At 43.0% G+C, this 17,255-nt stretch carries 18 protein-coding genes; 9 read left to right on the forward strand and 9 right to left on the reverse strand.

Going from position 1 to position 17,255, the window contains the following annotated elements:
• Positions 1 to 57 precede the first annotated feature (57 nt).
• The 3 genes from rpmG to radC form a co-directional block, all read right to left on the reverse strand.
• A complete protein-coding gene (rpmG, locus tag BCU94_RS12570; protein ID WP_011494790.1) occupies positions 58 to 231 on the reverse strand; it encodes a 50S ribosomal protein L33 in 174 nt (57 codons plus the stop codon).
• A 6-nt stretch (positions 232 to 237) separates the two neighbouring features.
• Positions 238 to 474 (reverse strand): 50S ribosomal protein L28, encoded by a 237-nt coding sequence (gene rpmB / locus BCU94_RS12575; protein ID WP_055025225.1) that lies wholly within the window; start codon positions 472 to 474, stop codon positions 238 to 240.
• A 122-nt stretch (positions 475 to 596) separates the two neighbouring features.
• On the reverse strand, positions 597 to 1,274 hold the full coding sequence (radC, locus tag BCU94_RS12580; protein ID WP_102440196.1) for a DNA repair protein RadC: 678 nt from the start codon (positions 1,272 to 1,274) through the stop codon (positions 597 to 599).
• A gap of 226 nt (positions 1,275 to 1,500) precedes the next feature.
• Here radC and coaBC point away from each other — a divergent pair, with 226 nt between their 5' ends.
• The 5 genes from coaBC to folE all read left to right on the forward strand — a co-directional run bounded on the left by coaBC (position 1,501) and on the right by folE (position 6,782).
• Entirely contained in the window at positions 1,501 to 2,700 is a 1,200-nt protein-coding gene (gene coaBC, locus BCU94_RS12585) for a bifunctional phosphopantothenoylcysteine decarboxylase/phosphopantothenate--cysteine ligase CoaBC (protein ID WP_102476564.1), read from the forward strand.
• Positions 2,697 to 3,155, forward strand: coding sequence for a dUTP diphosphatase (gene dut, locus BCU94_RS12590; RefSeq protein ID WP_076538029.1), 459 nt, complete (start codon positions 2,697 to 2,699; stop codon positions 3,153 to 3,155). The genes coaBC and dut overlap by 4 nt, the downstream gene beginning before the upstream one ends.
• A gap of 34 nt (positions 3,156 to 3,189) precedes the next feature.
• Positions 3,190 to 3,783 carry a nucleoid occlusion factor SlmA gene (gene slmA / locus BCU94_RS12595; protein WP_076538032.1) on the forward strand — a complete coding sequence of 198 codons (594 nt, stop codon included), beginning with the start codon at positions 3,190 to 3,192 and terminating at the stop codon, positions 3,781 to 3,783.
• Positions 3,784 to 3,968: 185 nt separating this feature from the next.
• Positions 3,969 to 5,939: a S9 family peptidase gene (locus BCU94_RS12600; protein ID WP_102476565.1), complete on the forward strand. Its 1,971-nt coding sequence runs from the start codon at positions 3,969 to 3,971 to the stop codon at positions 5,937 to 5,939.
• Positions 5,940 to 6,128: 189 nt separating this feature from the next.
• Complete coding sequence (gene folE / locus BCU94_RS12605; RefSeq protein ID WP_102476566.1) at positions 6,129 to 6,782, forward strand: GTP cyclohydrolase I FolE; 654 nt, start codon at positions 6,129 to 6,131, stop codon at positions 6,780 to 6,782.
• Positions 6,783 to 6,877: 95 nt separating this feature from the next.
• On the opposite strand, the gene pyrE is transcribed toward folE, so the two are convergent.
• Positions 6,878 to 7,519 carry an orotate phosphoribosyltransferase gene (gene pyrE / locus BCU94_RS12610; RefSeq protein ID WP_102476567.1) on the reverse strand — a complete coding sequence of 214 codons (642 nt, stop codon included), beginning with the start codon at positions 7,517 to 7,519 and terminating at the stop codon, positions 6,878 to 6,880.
• Positions 7,520 to 7,622: 103 nt separating this feature from the next.
• On the reverse strand, positions 7,623 to 8,336 hold the full coding sequence (gene rph, locus BCU94_RS12615; RefSeq protein ID WP_055025233.1) for a ribonuclease PH: 714 nt from the start codon (positions 8,334 to 8,336) through the stop codon (positions 7,623 to 7,625).
• A 156-nt stretch (positions 8,337 to 8,492) separates the two neighbouring features.
• Between rph and BCU94_RS12620 the strand changes: the two genes are divergently transcribed.
• Complete coding sequence (locus tag BCU94_RS12620) at positions 8,493 to 9,557, forward strand: 2-dehydropantoate 2-reductase (protein WP_102476568.1); 1,065 nt, start codon at positions 8,493 to 8,495, stop codon at positions 9,555 to 9,557.
• A gap of 165 nt (positions 9,558 to 9,722) precedes the next feature.
• Here BCU94_RS12620 and lgt read toward each other — a convergent pair whose 3' ends face one another.
• Positions 9,723 to 10,505, reverse strand: a complete 783-nt coding sequence (gene lgt, locus BCU94_RS12625) for a prolipoprotein diacylglyceryl transferase (protein WP_102476569.1) — start codon at positions 10,503 to 10,505, stop codon at positions 9,723 to 9,725.
• A gap of 304 nt (positions 10,506 to 10,809) precedes the next feature.
• On the opposite strand from lgt, the gene BCU94_RS12630 reads away from it, so the two are divergent.
• Together BCU94_RS12630 and BCU94_RS12635 are read left to right on the forward strand one after the other, a co-directional pair.
• Positions 10,810 to 11,673 carry a YicC/YloC family endoribonuclease gene (locus BCU94_RS12630; protein WP_102440189.1) on the forward strand — a complete coding sequence of 288 codons (864 nt, stop codon included), beginning with the start codon at positions 10,810 to 10,812 and terminating at the stop codon, positions 11,671 to 11,673.
• Between the two features lie 381 nt (positions 11,674 to 12,054).
• Positions 12,055 to 12,909, forward strand: a complete 855-nt coding sequence (locus BCU94_RS12635; RefSeq protein ID WP_102476570.1) for a mechanosensitive ion channel family protein — start codon at positions 12,055 to 12,057, stop codon at positions 12,907 to 12,909.
• A gap of 145 nt (positions 12,910 to 13,054) precedes the next feature.
• Here the strand turns inward: BCU94_RS12635 and yjjG are convergent, their stop codons facing one another.
• From yjjG to BCU94_RS12650, 3 genes are all read right to left on the reverse strand, one after another.
• On the reverse strand, positions 13,055 to 13,735 hold the full coding sequence (gene yjjG / locus BCU94_RS12640) for a pyrimidine 5'-nucleotidase (protein WP_102476571.1): 681 nt from the start codon (positions 13,733 to 13,735) through the stop codon (positions 13,055 to 13,057).
• 55 nt (positions 13,736 to 13,790) lie between these two features.
• Positions 13,791 to 14,867, reverse strand: a complete 1,077-nt coding sequence (locus tag BCU94_RS12645) for an aminoglycoside phosphotransferase family protein (protein WP_102476601.1) — start codon at positions 14,865 to 14,867, stop codon at positions 13,791 to 13,793.
• A 91-nt stretch (positions 14,868 to 14,958) separates the two neighbouring features.
• Positions 14,959 to 16,269: a hypothetical protein gene (locus tag BCU94_RS12650; RefSeq protein ID WP_102439855.1), complete on the reverse strand. Its 1,311-nt coding sequence runs from the start codon at positions 16,267 to 16,269 to the stop codon at positions 14,959 to 14,961.
• 355 nt (positions 16,270 to 16,624) lie between these two features.
• Between BCU94_RS12650 and gmk the strand changes: the two genes are divergently transcribed.
• On the forward strand, positions 16,625 to 17,248 hold the full coding sequence (gmk, locus tag BCU94_RS12655; RefSeq protein WP_102476572.1) for a guanylate kinase: 624 nt from the start codon (positions 16,625 to 16,627) through the stop codon (positions 17,246 to 17,248).
• The last annotated feature ends 7 nt before the right edge of the window (positions 17,249 to 17,255 follow it).

Here is a 17,255-nt window from a genome sequence, read left to right on the forward strand (position 1 = left end):
TTTTGACAGGCAAAAAAAAAGCCCCATAAAGGGACTTTTTTAAAAGAACAAAATCAATTACTTGATTTTAGCTTCTTTGTACATAACGTGCTGGCGAATAACTGGATCAAATTTCTTGATTTCCATTTTTTCAGGCATGTTACGCTTATTTTTTTCAGTAGTGTAGAAGTGACCAGTTTTAGCACTAGATACTAATTTGATCTTCTCACGATTACCTTTAGATTTAGCCATTTTCTATTATACCTTCTCGCCGCGGGCACGAAGTTCTTTAACAACAACTTCAATACCTTTTTTGTCGATGATACGGATACCTTTGGTAGATACACGTAGTTGCACGAAGCGTTTTTCTTCTTCTAACCAAAAACGGTGGTTTTGTAGGTTAGGTAAAAAACGACGACGAGTCGAATTTTTAGCGTGCGAACGGTTGTTACCAACCATAGGCTTCTTGCCAGTAACTTGGCATACTCTTGACATGTCAATCTTCTCCAAAAACAATTTTAAAACGCTCGAGCATTTATGTGCCTCGTGTGGCCGTCGCCCGAGGCACAAAGAGGGCGCATTTTATACACGATAACAAAAATAAGGTCAAGCGTTGTTTAATTTATCCACCCGCGTTCAGCAAAAGAAACTATCTCCTGATCGCCTACAACCATATGATCTAAAAGAGAAACATCGATAGTAGATAAGGCTTTTTTTAATCTGTCAGTAATTTGCCGATCTGCCTGACTTGGCTCTGCAATGCCAGACGGGTGATTATGACACACTATGACTGCCGCAGCTTTTTTTTCCAACACCAAGCTCACCACTTCACGTGGGTAGACTGATGCAGAATTAATCGTTCCGCGGAATAATTCTACAAATTGAATCACTCTATGTTGGCTATCCAACAATAGTAATGCAAACACTTCATAGGATCGGTCTGCTAATTGTCTCATTAAATAGTCCCGAGTTAAATCAGGATTTACCAAAATTTGCCCTCTACGCAGATTTTCTTGCGAAATTCGCTTAGAAATCTCCGATGCCGCCTGTAATTGGGCATATTTTACCGGCCCAACACCCGACAATTGGCAAACTTGACTACGCGGTGCACAAAATAAAGCCCTTAATCCGCCAAACTGACCAATCATATCTCGGGCAAGATCGACCGCATTTTGACCTGCTATGCCATTTCGCAGTAAAACCGCCAGTAACTCGGCATCCGATAAATGCCCTGCACCTAAATGTAATAATTTGTCTCTTGGCCCTTCTCCTTCAGGCCAGTCTTTAATCGCCATAAACACTCCTTGTTTAATGTCATCCGTGATGGGGGCACTCATACTTGTATGAGTAAGTTATAGATAGTGGGTAGCAATAACTTTTTGTAAATAGCGAGTTGTGACCCTTAGTTGTTGTGACCCTTAGCACATCATTATGGTCTATATTTTTAATTTCGGATCATCATCCTTATTTAGATTGTGATATCTTAGCCGCAATATCGCGATGAGCAGGATTGAGCAAAACATGCTGACAAATAAAAAAGTCCTTCTAGGCATAGGTGGTGGTATTGCTGCCTATAAAAGTGCCGACTTAATACGCCGCCTTAAAGAGCGCGGTGCTGATGTTCGTGTGGTCATGAGCCAAAGCGCCATGGAGTTTATTACCCCACTGACAATTCAAGCGCTATCAGGTCATCCTGTGGCCTCAGATTTACTCGATCCAGCAGCTGAAGCCGCAATGGGACATATTGAGCTCGCCAGATGGGCTGATGTGGTTATCGTCGCACCAGCGACCGCTAACCTCATTGCGCGTATTAATGCAGGTATGGCAGATGAACTGTTAACCACCACCTGCCTTGCTACTGAAGCGCCAATTATCGTTTGCCCAGCCATGAACCAGCAAATGTATCGCAACCTTGCAACCCAAGAGAACCTTGCCAACATTAAACGTAAAGGCATCACCGTTTGGGGGCCTGCCAGTGGCGATCAAGCTTGTGGCGAAGTCGGCCCAGGTCGAATGCAAGAGCCCTTGGCCATTGCTGAGCAACTGGTGCAGTATTTCGCCCCAGCTGAAAAACCATTAAACGGTTACAAATTGATCCTGACTGCGGGCCCAACCCGTGAAGCAATCGATCCGGTTCGATACATCTCTAACCATAGCTCAGGTAAAATGGGCTTTTCATTAGCCGCAGCCGCAACCCAAATGGGCGCTGAAGTCACCCTCATTAGCGGCCCTGTTAATCTGGCCACACCTTCAGGCGTTAAGCGCATCAATGTCGAATCAGCACAACAGATGTTAGATGCCGTCATGGAAAACATTGAAGACCAAGCAATTTTTATCGGCTGCGCTGCAGTGGCCGATTACCGCATCGCCACCGTCGCTGAATCTAAAATCAAAAAGTCGGCTGAGCATATGCAACTTGCGCTCGTTCGCAATCCTGATATCTTAGCCAGCGTTTCAGCGCTAAAAAATCGACCTTTCACTGTAGGTTTTGCTGCAGAGACCGATAACGTAGAAGAATATGCCCGTGGCAAGCTTGAACGCAAAAAATTAGATCTTATTGCTGCCAATGACGTATCAATTGCAGGTCTAGGGTTTAACGCCGATAACAATGCGCTGCAGGTGTTCTGGAAAGACGGTAGTGAAAAACTACCCGCAACAGACAAACTGACACTGGCAACGCAATTACTTACTTTGATAGCAGCAAAGATTAAAACATCATGAAAACACCTGTAGAACTTAAACTTCTCGACTCGCGTATTGGCAGCGAGTTTCCTTTACCTGCTTATGCCACCCCAGGCAGTGCAGGTATGGACTTACGTGCCATGATTGATACCACTATGGTTATCGAGCCAGGTGAAACCGTATTAATCCCAACTGGCATAGCTGTACATGTTGCCGATCCAAGCTTAGCTGCCGTGATCTTGCCTCGCTCAGGCTTAGGTCATAAACATGGCATCGTATTAGGCAATTTAGTCGGCTTAATTGATTCAGACTACCAAGGCCCCTTAATGGTGTCTTGCTGGAACCGCAGCGATAAAGCCTACAGCATCGAAATAGGCGATCGTTTAGCGCAGTTAGTTTTTGTGCCTGTAGTACAGGCGCAGTTTACCTTAGTCGATGAGTTTGATACCTCAGAACGTGGTGAAGGTGGATTTGGTCATTCTGGCACCAAATAACCTTTACAAGTAGTCACAATCCTAGGAATAAATAATGGCGGCTAGCCCAAAAATAAATCGTCGTGAGCACATTTTACAGTGCCTTGCGCATATGCTGGAAACCAGCCCTGGTCAACGTATTACCACTGCTAAGTTGGCAGCTGAAGTTGGTGTTTCAGAAGCGGCGTTATATCGCCACTTCCCAAGTAAAGCGAGAATGTTTGAAGGCTTGATCGAGTTTATTGAAGATGCGATTTTATCGCGCTTGAATATCATCATGGATGAAGAAAAAGACACCATGAAACGTTGTGAGCTGGTACTGCAACTCTTACTGGTGTTTTCAGAGCGTAACCCGGGGATCTCACGGGTGCTCAATGGTGATGCACTTTTAGGTGAAAATGAACGTTTACGCAGCCGCATTAGCGCACTGTTTGCCAAAATTGAAACCCAAATCAAACAAATACTGCGTGAAAAAACCCTCCGTGAAGGCAAAGGTTTTAATATCGACGAAGCCATACTTGCCAACCTACTGCTTGCAGTAGCAGAAGGGAGAATCGCTCAGTTTGTGCGTAGTGAGTTCAAACAAAAGCCCACTAAGCACTTCGATGAACAGTGGCAGTTTATTCAGCAGCAACTGCTGAGAAGCTAACCTATTAGTATTGTTAATATCGCTTATTATGGTCGTTGAATTAACACAAAACAACAACATATCTAAAACGCACTTCGGTGCGTTTTTTATTGCCGATAAATTGTATTTGTTAATTAAATGTCGTACTTTGGCTTTAGTTTATCGATAGCTATCGATAAATATTACCACTACAAAAATTAACAAGGATGTTTATGAAACACACTGCTGTTATTGCAGCCTGTCTGCTGGCCTTTATTCCCTCAATATCTCATGCGGCATCATTATCTGATGCGAGCCTTTTCAGTAAAGGGGCAGAGTTTAGCGATGTCAAAATTTCTCCAGAAGGTGATTACCTCAGTGCATTAACTAGCCACAATGGCAAAAAAACCTTAGTTATTTTAGAAACAAAAACCAAAAAGCTGCTCAATGCGCTCAACTTTCCAGGTAATGCCGAAGTCGGCAATTATGTATGGGCAAACCATGAACGTATTGTGCTACAAAAAGTCTATTTAAAAGGTTGGTCCGACATTCCACAATATTATGGCGAATTATTTGCTATTAACGCTGATGGCTCACGCAAAAAATACTTATTTGGCTATAACAGTGGCGAGCAACAAACCGGTTCCCATATAAAGAAAAACACCGCTATTAATGCCACTGCATTCATACTTGATCCAATGCCAGAAAACAATAAACACATGCTGGTCAATGCGATACCATGGAGCAGTGCGCTTTCGAGAGGTTATGATAGCCTTCAAGATGTATATCGTGTCGATCTCTATACTGGTAAAAGACGCAAAATCGTTACCTCTCCCATAGGTAAAGCTAGCTTTTTAACCAATCATACAGGCGAAGTAAAATTTGTAGCTGGTATCGATAGTCAAAATAAAACCCAAATATTTTATCGCCATGAAGGCGATTGGCTGAACAGTAGCAAGCTTAATCTTGGTTTGACTGATTTTTATCCCATTTCATTCGCCAATAACCCTGACACCATTTTTGCCGCTGGCAGAGAAGACAATCACACCTTGGGGGTGTATAAAATTGATTTAACTAGCGGCGAAAAGCAACTGGTTGTTCAAGATGAAGATGTTGACCCAAGCAACTATTGGATTAATAAAAAAACCAAACAGCTTTATGCCGTCGAATTCGATAGCGGATATCCAACTTATGCCTTTGTAGATAAACAAGATCCCCACTCCAAACTAGTTAAACAATTGCTGGCATCACTACCTGGACATCAAATCCAAATAGTCAGTGAAACTAACGACGCTAAACTCGCTATCATTAAAGCCTTCAACGATCGCAACCCTGGTGATTACTACTTATTTGATACCGAAAACACCAAACTTGAATATCTTTTATCTGAAAAAAGCTGGCTAGACCCTGATGCCATGGCTGAAGTTAAACCTATTAATTTCACCAGTCGTGATGGTAAAACGATTTCAGGCTACCTCACCTTGCCCGCAGGTAAAGAAGCCAAAAACCTACCACTGATTGTTAACCCCCATGGCGGCCCACATTATATCCGCGACAATTGGGGTTTTGACCCACAAAATCAGTTACTGGCGAATCAAGGCATGGCGGTATTACAGGTTAACTTTCGAGGTTCAGGTGGTTTTGGTGGACAATTTCAACAAGATGGTTATCAAAAGTGGGGCTCTGAGATTCAATACGACATCATTGATGGCACCAAATATGTAGTTGACCAAGGTTTTGCAGATAAAGATCGCATTTGTATTGTGGGCGGCAGTTTTGGCGGCTACAGCGCCCTACAAAGTGCCATTATTGAGCCTGATTTATTCAAGTGCGCCATTGGCTTTGCCGGTGTTTACGATTTAGAAATGATGTTTGAAGAAGGTGATGTACAAGAATCTCGAAGTGGCACTAGCTATTTAAAAGATGTGCTTGGGGAAAACCCTCAACAACTTAAAGCCATGTCACCCGCCTTTAATACCGATAAGCTTAAAGCCAGCTTATTACTCGTTCATGGCGGCAATGATGAGAGAGCACCCATTGAGCAGTTAGAGTCATTAGAAAAAGGCTTAAAGCAGCACAAATACCCTTATCAAAAACTAGTCATGGATGATGAGGGTCATGGCTTTTATAATGATGAACATAGAGCCAAATACTACAATAAGATGTTGAGTTTTTTGAAAGATAATCTCAAGTTGTAATTTTGTCGCCTCACACCAAAGCCGATACTTGACTAAAAAGGTCGGCTTTTTTTATTTCAATAATATTAATTTGACCTAAATCACGTTATTATCCCGTCCCTGATCTTTGATGCAGCGCTTGCCTATAAAGCGTTAACGTCATTTTTAGCATACACTCATTAAGTATTACCCCTGTGGTTGGAGGATAAGATGGCATTAAGTGAAGCCGCGTTAAAAGTTAAAGCAGCACTGACTGAACAAGGACTTGAAACCCCAATGTTGCCGCAAACTCGAACTGCAGAAGAGCGTAAAGAAAAAATTGAGCATCACATGAAAGAAGTGCTGACGTTAATGGCGTTAGACTTATCAGACGATAGCTTAATGGATACACCGCGCCGTATTGCCAAAATGTATGTTGATGAGATTTTCTCTGGGCTTGATTACCAGAACTTCCCTAAAATCACCGTCATCGATAATAAGATGGGCGTTGATGAAATGGTGCGAGTGCAAGATATCAGCCTCACCAGTACCTGTGAGCACCATTTAGTGACTATTGATGGCTTTGCCACCGTTGCTTACTTGCCACGCACTAAAATCATCGGTTTATCAAAAATCAACCGCATTGTGCGCTTTTTTGCCCAGCGTCCACAAGTGCAAGAAAGACTGACCCAGCAAGTGTTAGTGGCATTACAAACCTTGCTTGAAACCAAAGATGTGGCGGTCAAAATGGATGCAGTGCATTACTGCGTTAAATCCCGTGGCGTTATGGACTCAACCAGTTCAACCACCACCACAGCGTTAGGTGGGGTGTTTAAATCAAATCCTGCTACCCGCGCTGAGTTTTTACATCAGTCTAAGTGCTAATTTGCTCGGTATAAATTGGTAGCATTGCCAAACAACAGAATCAAAAAAGCCAGTCATATGACTGGCTTTTGCTTTTAGCTTTAAGTGAAGACGGATTAAATACCGTATTGCTCGCGGTAAGCACTCACTGACGCTAGCTCTTTTTCCATGCCAGGTTTTTCAGATAAATAGCTAATCAAGTCAGACAGCTTAACGATAGACACGATGTCACAGCCAAAGTCGCGCTCAACTTCTTGAATCGCTGATAACTCGCCTTTACCTTTTTCTTGTCTATCAAGCGCAATTAATACACCCGCTAAGCTTGCATCGTGTGCAGCAATGATTTCCATCGATTCACGAATTGCGGTGCCCGCGGTGATCACATCATCCACTAACATCACTTTGCCAGCAAGTTCACTACCCACTAATGAGCCGCCTTCACCATGAGTTTTCGCTTCTTTACGGTTAAAGCAGTAAGGCACATCTTTATCGTGATGATCACATAAAGCCACAACGGTAGTTGTCGCAATCGGGATACCTTTATAAGCAGGACCAAACACTAAATCGTAATCGATACCAGAATCAACCAATGCAGCAGCATAAAAACGACCTAAACGCGCTAAATCACGACCCGTGTTAAATAAACCCGCATTGAAAAAGTAAGGGCTAGTACGGCCTGATTTTAAGGTGAACTCACCAAAGCGTAATACCTGACGCTCAAGAGCAAATTCAATAAACTCACGTTGATATGCTTTCACATTATCTCCTTAACACTGTTATCTGTTGGGTAATCTTTTTTGTATTAAATGCAGCTTAAAAAAAGGGCCACCTTATTCAAGTAGCCCCTTAATCAAATACGCTTTAGCTTAATGCCGCTTTTTGCGTATCGACAATTTCGCGAATGCCGTGCTTCGCAAGCTCAAGTAAGCTTAATAACTCTTCGTGGCTGAATGGCTCGCCTTCAGCAGTACCTTGGATCTCAATCATCTTACCGGTTTCTGTCATCACAACGTTCATGTCAGTTTCAGCAGCGCTATCTTCGATATATTCTAAATCGCAGATTGGCTCACCTTTATAAATACCAACACTAACAGCAGCAATAAGGAACTTAAGCGGGTTAGTTTTTAAAATACCTTTACCACGCGCCCAGTTCAGCGCGTCAACTAATGCAACACAAGCACCAGTAATCGCTGCAGTACGTGTTCCGCCGTCAGCTTGAATCACGTCACAATCGATAACGATAGTGTTTTCACCCAATGCTTTCATATCAACAGCTGCACGTAATGAACGGCCGATTAAGCGTTGGATTTCTTGAGTACGACCAGACTGCTTGCCACGAGCAGCTTCACGTTGCATACGGCTATGAGTCGAACGAGGAAGCATACCGTATTCAGCAGTTACCCAGCCTTGGCCTTGGCCTTTAAGAAAACGTGGTACGCCTTCTTCAAAACTGGCAGTACATAAAACTTTTGTGTCACCAAATTCAACCAACACCGAACCTTCAGCGTGAGCTGTAAATTGACGAGTAATCGTAACTGGACGAGATTGTGCAGGTGTTCTGTCGCTTGGACGCATATGCATTTCCTATAGTGTGGAATTGATGACTTAATTTCGCAGCATATTATAGTGACTTGTTTCAGTGGATGCCACGCTTAACAAAACCCTTATTGGATTTTTATTAACAAAACGGCACACTGAGGGATTAAATATTGTTTAAATGATGTGAGACACATGAAAATTGCCATCTTTGGTGCCGGCTCAACAGGCTGTTTTTTAGCAGGCGAACTCAAGCTCGCTAAGCTTGATGTCAGTGTTATTTGCCGGCCACGGATTAAACACAGCATTATTGAAAATAACGGTATTCGGCTTACCGACTATCAAGGCTTAGATCAACGCGTCATGCCAGATGCACTGATGACCGATATCAACCAGTCTGTTAATAAGAGCCGTAATAAAAGTGATAATAATAGCGGCGATAATGAGCAAATAACGCAATTCGATGTCATCTTTGTCACCCTAAAATGCCACCAACTCACCAGCATCATCGATGACTTATTAGCAATATCAACCCAGCAAAGCGCCATCGTATTAATGCAAAATGGCCTAGGTAGCCTTGAAATCCTTCAGCAAGCCTTTAAAAACCGCAATCAAGCAAGGCAAATCTTTCAGGGCATCACCCCGTTTAATGTATTGCAGCAAGATAACGCCAGCTTTCATAAAGGCACTGAAGGCGTGTTTACCTTCAACACATGCCCGCAAACGCGCGCCATTGACACCGCGATGAACAATGCACAGGCAAATATCAGCTGCACATTAGCAACCGATATGACGGCCATTATTAATGGTAAATTACTGCTCAACCTCAATAACGCCTTAAACGCCATATGTGATGTACCGATAAAGCAGCAATTAAGCCAGCGCAAAACCCGAAAACTACTGGCCATGGCAATGCAAGAGTGGCTTAAGGTCTGCAAACAAGCACACTTACCACTGGCCCAATTCGCCAAAGTTAAACCCAGCTTGCTACCGCTGATTTTATCGCTACCTGATAGCTTATTTACCTTGATAGCAAAACCCATGTTGGCAATCGACCCGCACGCACGTTCATCGATGTGGCAAGATATACACGCACAGCGCCCCACAGAAATTGATTACCTAAATGGCGCAGTCGTAAAGCTTGGGCTCAACCACCAAGTGGCAACCCCAGTAAACAGCGCCATAGTCGCAGGAATTAAAAAATTAGAGCAAGGCAAGACAATCAGTATCGATGAGATTTACCGCATGATCCGAGCTTAACTCGCACCTATATAGCGCCAGCACTTACAGAAAGTTAGCCCTGATATACCGCTAGCATTGCTTTCAGCTAGATACAAAAAAGCCGAGCTCATCACTGCATGCAGCAACCAACTCGGCTTTTTAACGCCTTAAAACAATTAATAGTCGTAAATAGTCTCGCTAAATCTACTTAGTCTTTTTAATCATAGGCAGCACCAACAGCGCCACACCTACCACTAAAAATGGAATACTCAATAATTGCCCTGCACTCATGGTCCAATCTGTGGCATAAGCGGCTTGCTTAACCTTGACCATTTCGATGGCCCAACGTGCGCTGAATACGCTACACAAGAACAGTCCAAAAATAACCCCGTGCTTTTGTTTTAAGTTGGTAAATTTATACAAAGCAAACAAAGCAATAAAGATAACTAAATAGCTAATGGCCTCATATAACTGCGCCGGATGGCGCGGCAGCATATCAATACGTTCGAAAATAATGCCCCACGGTTTAGTGGTCGGTAGCCCTAAAATCTCTGAATTGGCAAAGTTTGCCATCCGTACAAAAAAGCCAAATATCGCTGTCGCAATGGCTAAGCGGTCAAGTAAAAACAAAAACGGCATATCGGTTTTACGCTTGTAATAGTAAAGCGCTAAAATGGCACCTAAACCGCCGCCATGGCTGGCTAAACCGCCTTCCCAAATGGCCAAAATCTTCATTGGATTGGCAAAATAATAACTTGGATCGTAAAAAAAACAGTGCGCTAAACGGGCGCCAACAATAATCCCCACCACACAATAAGTCAGTAGATTATCTAGCGATGCGACATCTAAACCTTCTTTTTTGTACATGTGCTTCATAACTTGAAAACCACTGGCAATGGCTGCCGCAAACAAAGCCCCATACCAATGTACTTGTAAACCCATAAATGAAATTAATACTGGGTCGAGATTCCACACAAAATGGTCCAATTGACTACTCCAAACATTAACAACCACTCACGCAGCAGGCGTGAGCAAATAATTGCCGCTACTATAAACAATTCATCGGCTTAATTCGATGACTATGGTCACCACAGCAGACTATTTCCATGATAGGTAGACGACACTCGTACCTTAATCGCAATGCTGTGACTGATAAAAGCCGCTTAAGTTGCACACTAACCAGTATAAATAGCTCAAAAGCCAGTTGATAAAACTTGCTAAGCTTTGACCTTCACAATCAGCAGACTATAATCGACACACTATTTACGTTGCTAATTAATCAGGGTTCACAATGATCCAAAGTATGACCGCCTACGCTCGCATTGAGCACAAAGCCGAATGGGGCACAGCCTCGTGGGAAATCCGCTCAGTCAATCAACGCTACTTAGAAACCTACTTACGCTTACCAGAGCAAATGCGTAGCCTAGAGCCAGTATTGCGCGATCGCCTACGTAAACGCTTAAACCGCGGCAAGGTTGAGGTCAACTTACGTTATGAACTATCAGAGTCTGGCAGCAGTGAAATGCGCCTAAACCAAGACTTGGCCAAGCAACTACTTAACGCAGCAGAGTGGTTAAAGAAAGAATCTAGCCATGGCGAGCTTAACTTAGCCGACATTCTACGCTGGCCTGGTGTGATGTCTGGCGCAGAGCAAGACATGGGCGACATCAATAAAGACTTACTGGTGGCTTTTGATGGCGCTGTAGCGCAATTTATCGAAGCTCGCGGCCGTGAAGGTGAAGCAATCAATACTATGTTGCAAACCCGCCTAGACCAAATTGTTGAACAAGTGGCCATCGTGCGCGAGCACATGCCAGCCGTGATGCAATGGCAACGTGACAAGCTAACCAACCGTTTAGCTGAAATCACCGGCGAACTTGATCCTGCTCGTATGGAGCAAGAAATGGTGCTACTTGCACAAAAGATGGATGTCGCAGAAGAAATGGATCGCCTTGATGCACACGTTGCAGAAACGCGCTTAATCCTCAAAAAAGGTGGCGCACAAGGCCGCCGCTTAGATTTCATGATGCAAGAATTCAACCGTGAATCTAACACCCTAGCGTCTAAGTCAATCAGCGCAGAAGTCACCGCCGCAGCGGTAGAACTTAAAGTGCTTATTGAGCAGATGAGAGAACAGATCCAAAACGTTGAGTAAGCATTTTACACGCGTTTTATAAAACTAAGCCCAGCGAATGCTGGGCTTTCTATTTTAGTTTGTAAAGTTTGTAGGCCTTATAACAACCTTCGTTTCACACGCTACAACAGGTAAAACTAACCCATAGTGAGTTTGATTGCTTGTTTGGTGCCTTGAGCCCTTAATGACTATCCCATAGGTTATATCGCATTAAGGGATACTTCATGAGCTGGTACTCCAATACATTTCAGCTTCCTTAAGTGCATTCTATTGTTAATAAAAAAGGCTAATTCACGAATATCGAAGATAAAACACTGGTCAAAGCTGACTTAATCACTAGCTATGTTACAGTGAGTCTTATCGCTGAATTATCACCAAGTTATCGTTATTTAAGAAGGTTTTGTGGAACAACTCACTATCGTCATTGATTTTTTAGCAACCTATAAGTTGTTTGTTACCGTATTAATCATCCTATTGCTGTCGATGCTTAAACGCTTTGTGGTGTCTAAAATTCGTGGTGATATCGCTTTTGTGAGCGAAGGGCAGCGTAAGTGGATGTCGCGGACTAAAAACGGCACTTTCATCTTAATCGTGATGATTTTATTTTTACTGTGGCAGACAGAAATCAATAAGTTCGCGCTGTCTGTGACCGCGATAGCCATTGCCTTTGTGGTGGCGTCAAAAGAGATTATTCTGTGTTTTACTGGCTCCATTCAGCGGGCGAGTTCGCGCTCATTTGTCATCGGTGACTGGATTGAAGTGGGTAAGCTGTGCGGCGAGGTCATTGAACACAACTTAATGGCGACGGTGATCCAAGAAATCGACTTGCACCATGGTCAGTACCATTACACCGGTAAAACAGTCACCTTCCCTAATAGTATGTTTTTTAGTTATGCGGTGAAAAACCTCAATTTCATGAAGCGTTATGTTTACCATAGCTTTTCCATTACCGTGGTTGAGTTTGTAAACTTGTATCCGCTGTTTCCTGCATTAACCAGCAAGATTGAAGCCCACTGTGAAGACTTTTTTGAAGTAGCAACTCGCTATAATAATATTATTGAAAGACATGCTGGCGTTGACCTGCCAGGACCTGAGCCACATATTCATATCCATAGCGGCCCTGCGGGCGAGCAAATGGTGCATATTATGATTTTTTGCCCCACTGAACGGGCAACCCATTTAGAGCAACACATTCGAGAAGACTTTATGATTGCCTATCATGAGGCGTTTCCTAAAGCGGCTGAAACGAGTGCTTGAGTTAACCTGCTAGGCTAATGTTCAGGGCTAATGTTCAGGGCTAATGTTCAGGGATAATGCTTCGAGCTGATACTTTGAGCTAAAGATTTACCCAAAAAGAAGCCACTCAATCGAGTGGCTTTGTTTATGCTAAAAATCGAGCTATCTAACTCACTGAATGCAGTACATCATGTAGTTGCTGTAGGTCTTTGACTTCAAACGTTGGCGTAATGCCATCGACGGTTTGTTTACCGTGATGATTGAGCCAACAGGTATCAATCCCAGCATTAACGCCGCCTAAAATATCTGAATGCAGGTTATCGCCCACCATCAAAATATTGTGCTTTTCAGGGTTACCCATCAGCTTAAAGGTATGCTCAAAAATACTGACATCGGGTTTGGCTTTACCAAACTCTTCAGAAATCACCACATGCTCAAATGACGACTTAAAGCCGGTGCGTTCAAGGCGCACATTTTGCAGCTCAGTTAAGCCGTTGGTGATTATGCCTAAATTGGCTTTGCCTTTTAGGCTATCAACCAGCTGTTTCGCCCCCGGTAATGGCTGACAGATATCGGCCATGGCCGCTAAAAAATCACTGTTAAGTTGCTTGGTAGTGACATTGAGCTTTTCAGCCCAATGTAAAAAGCGGGTGTGTTGCAGCTGCGCGGCATCAATTAATCCTTGTTGATAATCCAGCCAAAGCTGCTTGTTTACCGATTGATAAAATTCAAAATCACTGGCGTTAAAATCAATATCAAAGTGTGAAAACATCAGCTTTAGGCCGCTAAATATATCAAAATCAAACAGGGTTTCATCGGCGTCAAACAATATCCATTGGTACTTCATGGTTCAGCCTTATCGACGTTTTGGTTTATGAAAATGATTTGAAACAGCCTAGTTATTATTCAAATAGCGTCACTAATTGCGCTTCTTGGGCAACCAAGCTGTTATATATGGTTAACTGGTTTGCCGCGCGATCGAGGTTATGGCCCTCACGATGAATACCAAAGTACACATCACCATTTAAATGATCGGTTAAAAACCGCGAACCTAGCATCAACGCCATCACTTTAATGCCTAACCACAGGCTGCGTTTTTCCAGCGGTGTTAATATTGCAGATAACTGCTCGGTATAGGCTTGAGTGGCTGCTTTAATAATCTCAGGGCGAGCAATGACTTTATCGAGCGCTGTAGAGTCTTCTTCCTCAGGTGAGCAAAACGCCCGTACCATGTCACCAAAGTCATACATTAAGTAGCCTTTCATGCAGGTGTCGATATCGATGACTGCCATGCTAGACATATCACGCTTATCAAACAGCATATTGTTGATTTTTGTGTCGTTATGGCAAATACGAAGTGGCAGTTGTTGCTCCACTTGGGCGAGCTCAGCAAATAAGGCTTGTTGCGATAACACTAAATCAACCCATTGCTGACAATCTGCTAAGCGCTGAGATTTATCATCAGCAACCGCTTGTTTAAGCTGTTGGATACGAAGAGGAAGGTTTAAGAAGTTAGGAATAACATCTTGTAAGCTATTAGCATCTAAATCACTCAATGCATGTGCAAAATGACCAAAAGCGCTGGCGGCCATTTTGGCTTCATCTTGATTGGTCACCACTTCAATTGTATGGCTATTGGCTAAATAGCTAATGGCTCGCCAATAACCTTTATCACCAAGGTTTACCGACAAACTTCCATCTTTAAGAACCACAGGCGAAATAACATCGAGCTGGTATTCACCCAAGGTAGATTTTTGGATGAGGTGATGACTCACTTTAGCAGCATTGTCGATTAACACGTCAGGTTTGGTGAACACTGTGGTATTAATTTGCTGTAGCACCATTTGCCCTGCTGGCCACTTAACCAAATAGGTTTGGTTAATATGACCATTGCCCAAAGGCGCAATAGTGGCACTTGTTACATCTGATGCTGCAATTCCATATAAAGGCAAAATTGTTTGCCTAATAAACTCAACCACCCAACACTCCATATCTTTTCTTTGCAAGCCAAACAGTTTAAGCCATCGCAGCCGGCAACACTAGTCACCTGTTGTGCTGCGATTTAAGCTCTTATAAGCTTTTCATAAATTGGCCAAATGCAGGCTCAGAGGATAATGTGGCTTGGCTGCCTTTCAGGCTAAAGTTATAACCACACAGTTTGAAGCTACCACGCATGGCAACATTGTTGATGAGCTTGGTATTATCCAGCGGTGAAAAGCGCGCTTCGGTGCCGCTATCTGCCATTAAATCAACGCTAATGGGCCTAAATTTACTGCCATCATTAAAGACTAATTCGGCGCAGCGTTTATCGCCTTGGGCTGTATCTAAACGCCAAATAGACTGGGCATCACCTTCATCACCTAACCAGCGTAACACTAAAATATCTTCTTGTAAGATAAGCCAAAAACCATCAGGCAGTTTTACTCGCGCAGTTTCATTGCTTGCTAATGGTTGCTCAATGGCTGCGGTTTCAACAGGTACAATTTCGGTTTTTTCTGTGCCAGTAAATAATAAGCTAATTAGATAGATAACTAGGCCAATTGCACACATAACCCCTATAGCTTTTGCCGCCATTATAAGTATTTTTTTATTATCTTGCGCCCACACTAACCAAGATTTAAGTAATTCTGTCATCGAACCTGACTCTAATGCGCCTCGGTCAACTCGGTAGCTGGGCTTTTCATCAGCTTGATACCTAGCCTCGTCTGTTTCGCTATTGTATCCAGCTGCATTATTTGCAGAATGGTTAAACGGATTAAGCTCAGACTCTTTATAAACGGTTTCGTGCTGATAACCAGGCTCATGGCCCAGTTCGTCATCAAAACTGTTGTTATCAAAGCTTTCAATATCAGAGTTTGCGCTATCAACGTTGGCAGCGTCAGGGCTTTCAGCCCTAAGACTGGTGTTATTGCCATGTCCAATGGTCGGTTCTTGACGCTGCCTTACTCTCTGAGCGCCTGCAACAGGTTTAGCATGTGGGCCTTGATAGCCCATAACATAAAAATTATTTCTGCGGTTTTGATTACGGCTATTGCTCTTGGGTGCTGAAAACCACGCAAAACCAGCGCTCACTATGGCCGCTAAAATAAAAATGGTCACTGACACAGCAACAGGAAAACTAAATGCAATAGAAAGGCTAAAAAATAACAATAACAAGGTTGGGATTGCCACCAAAGAGCTTGGCTTAGCTGCGTCTCGTAAACGGCGTAAGCTGCTTAAAGCACTAATGGGCAGCGCCACTACCCCTGCAATAATAGTGGTAACAGAATGAGCAAATAACAGCGCGATGATTAATACAAAAATCAAACAAGATAATTGCACAGCCAACACTCTTTGACCGTTATCTCGGCCTTGGCGACAAAATAAGGATGAAAATGACACAAGAAATCCCAATAATAAATAAACAGAAACTATATAAGCAGACTAAACAATTTCATCACTAAAGTCAGCGAAACCACTGCATTTGCCGCAAAATTAATTGTAAAACCATCAATCACAAACCATTTAGCGCCATTAACATTGCCAGTTCATTTTTTATTAACGAATATGACAAAATGAAATAGCCTTAGGTCTTTAAGCCTATGCATTAAACTAATCAATGTATTACTAAGGTTAGAAAAAAAATCGCCGCTAATAACCACAGATTTATGCAGTTTTTTCCATCACAAATCTCGCAAATTGCCATGCTTTGAGTATAATACTCGCCCTGTAAAATAATCTGGTTGGAATTTGCACTATGAGCGCGAGAGGAAATCTATTTATTGTGTCTGCCCCAAGTGGCGCCGGTAAATCTTCGCTTATCTCTGCTTTATTAAAAGATAAGCCAAGCGACATGCAAGTGTCTGTATCACACACTACCCGTCAACCACGTCCTGGTGAAGTTAATGGTCAACATTATCACTTTGCCAGCGTTGAAGAATTTAAAGCGCTCATCGCTGATGAAGCTTTTTTTGAATGGGCAGAAGTGTTTGGTAACTATTACGGCACATCCCGCAAGGTCATTGAGCAAACATTAGCCAACGGTATTGATGTCTTTTTAGATATTGATTGGCAAGGCGCAGAGCAAGTTAAAAAGCTAATGCCTGAGGCCGTTGGGGTATTTATATTACCCCCTTCAAAAGCTGAGCTTGAACGCCGCCTAACTGGCCGAGGACAAGACAGCCAAGACGTGATTGACGGACGTATGGCTGAGGCTGTATCTGAGATGTCACACTATAAAGACGCTGATTATATTATTGTAAACGATGACTTTGATACCGCACTAGACGATCTGCGCGCGATCATTCGCAGCCAAAGATCAACCTGTGCTAGTCAGATCCATACTCATAATGGTATGATTAACGATCTGTTGGCAGACTAATTGTCAT

This window comes from Shewanella sp. 10N.286.52.C2, assembly GCF_002874545.1.
In the GTDB taxonomy this organism is placed as follows: Bacteria; Pseudomonadota; Gammaproteobacteria; order Enterobacterales; family Shewanellaceae; genus Shewanella.